The following is a 2,287-nucleotide window of genomic DNA, read 5'->3' as shown; positions in this document are numbered from 1 at the left end:
ATGGAGGAGATGTTGGCCTTCAGGAAACCCACCCCCACGATGATCAGCGCCAGCGCGAAGTAGAAGATGTTCAGGAAGGTGCGATCACGCTCGGCTTCCAGAATCTCGAACTCGCCCTGGGGCAGAAGCGACGGGATCGACGCCGAGGCCGGCAGACCCGCGACCAGGAAATCGCCTTCGCCATTGGCGGAGAACTGGTAGAGCTCGCCGTCCACTTCCAGCGCGACTTCACGCATGGAGCCGCGGCCTTCAGCCACCAGCTCGTATTGCTGACCCTGATAGCTCAGCTGTTGGGTCGCGGGCTCGCCTTCAATCCCCATGGTGGCGTGACCGGCCACCAGCAAAAGCGCGCCGAAGGCGATCGCCTTGCGGTTGCCCAGGTACCGGTCGGCCAGATACCCGCCCAGAAGCGGCAGCAGATAGACGAGCGCGGTGTAGGCGCCGTACTGCGCGCTGGCGAGGCTGTCGTTAAACAGGAAATGCTGGGTGAGATAGAAGATCAGCAGGCCGCGCATCCCGTAATAGGAAAACCGCTCCCACATCTCCGCGAAGAAGAGAATATGCAGGCCCTTGGGATGCTTGCGCATCTCCAGAAAGACCGGAATGGCGGTGGCGATCGTGATCACGATCCCCGCCAGAACAACGATATTCATGTGCTGAGGTCCTCCCCATCACGGCCCGACGCCCCTCATGCGCCAGTGAATACAGGACCGTGATCAACTTCATGAAGAAAATACTACCGCGCAAAACACCACGCGAGACGCGGAGTCGCAAGGGCCTTGCGGCAGTGGGGGTATTGGGAGAGGCGGGAGGGGCGTCCGGTCCTTCTATTGGGTGAAGGGAAGAGGTCAGATGAAAGGGGGCGGTCCCTTAACCGCTCTTTCCCGGCGAAGGCCGGGATCCAGAGATCATCAATCGCCGCATATCCCGCTCTGGGCCCCGGCTTTCGCCGGGGAAGAGAAAGAAAGAACATAGCCTTTACACGTCATCCCCCGCTTCATGCAGGGGATCCATGCCGATTGGTCTGATCAAAGGTCACGGCATGGATTCACCGGATAAACCGGTGAATGACAGGTTGAGGGAACGGACACAGAAGAGCGTCATCCCGGCCCTGAGCCGGGATCTGCTGACAGCGTCTCTGCAATCAGAACAAAGCGGTTCCGCCAGATCCCGGATCGCTGCGCGTCCGGGATGACGATAGCCGACGAAGCTGAATTCCCGGGCGAGCATTGCGAGACCCGGGACCGCCCTCCGCTTAAAGCGCCCTATCCTGAGGAAGGCCCCGGCTCTGCGCTCCGCTTGGCCGGGGATTCAACGCCCCCTAATACGCCGCCTCGTCAAAGATCGGCTCTACGCTTTCACCCCAGGCGGTGTGATAGCGCTCGAGCAGGCGTTCGGCGGGGCTGACGCCCGTCTTGGCGATCTCGTCGAGATCATCCAGGAACAGGGCCTCGTTCTCGCCATGGGCGTTCAGGCGCTGGCGCGCTTTCAGGCCGGCGCGGGAGATGGCGAGCGCCTGTTTCGCGATCTCTTGCAGGGTCGTATTGCGGAACGGGGTTTTCAGCGCGGTCTTCGCCGCGCCCAGGCGCATGGCGTCACGCTCGTCCGCGGTCCAGTCCTTCACCAGATCCCAGGCGGCGTCGAGCGCGCTCTGGTCATAGAGCAAACCCACCCAGAAGGCGGGCAGCGCGCAGAGGCGGTTCCACGGTCCGCCATCGGCTCCGCGCTGTTCAAGGAAGGTTTTCAGGCGCACTTCGGGGAAGAGCGTCGAGAGATGATCTTCCCAGTCTGAAATCACCGGCAGCTCGCCGGGCAGGATCGGCAGCTCGCCTTTCAGGAAATCGCGGAAGCTGAGGCCCGACGCGTCCTGATAGACCGAGTTGCGCTTGACGAAATACATCGGCGCATCGAGCGCCCAGTCCACATATTGCTCATAGCCAAAGCCCTCTTCGAAGGCGAAGGGCAGCATGCCGGTGCGGTTATTGTCGGTGTCGGTCCACACATGGGCGCGATAGCTGAGATAGCCGTTGGGCTTGCCGTCGCCGAAGGGCGAATTGGCGAACAGCGCGGTGGCGATGGGCTGCAGCGCCAGCGAGACGCGCATCTTCTTGACCATGTCCGCTTCAGAGCTGAAATCGAGATTGGTCTGCACCGTGCAGGAGCGGAACATCATCTGATGGCCCAGCGTGCCCACTTTGGGCATGTAGGCTTTCATGATGTTGTAGCGGTCCTTGGGCATCATCGGGGTCTCTTCCAGAGACCATTTCGGCGAGAAGCCGAGGCCCAG

At 61.7% G+C, this 2,287-nt stretch carries 1 protein-coding gene and 1 pseudogene; both read right to left on the bottom strand.

The genetic code is table 11. The features are described from left to right. A pseudogene (locus B3M53_RS01815) lies at positions 1–653 on the bottom strand (MFS transporter); the annotation flags it as partial. A 668-nt stretch (positions 654–1,321) separates the two neighbouring features. After that, the coding region (locus B3M53_RS01810) for a glutamate--cysteine ligase (RefSeq protein ID WP_286799561.1) at positions 1,322–2,287 on the bottom strand (966 nt) is incomplete at its 5' end.

Origin of the sequence: Oceanicaulis sp. UBA2681, from assembly GCF_002354675.1 — a bacterium.
Lineage (GTDB): Bacteria > Pseudomonadota > Alphaproteobacteria > Caulobacterales > Maricaulaceae > Oceanicaulis > Oceanicaulis alexandrii.
The sequence above is the reverse complement of the archived record's forward strand: the minus strand, read 5'-3'. Positions and strand labels throughout refer to the sequence as shown.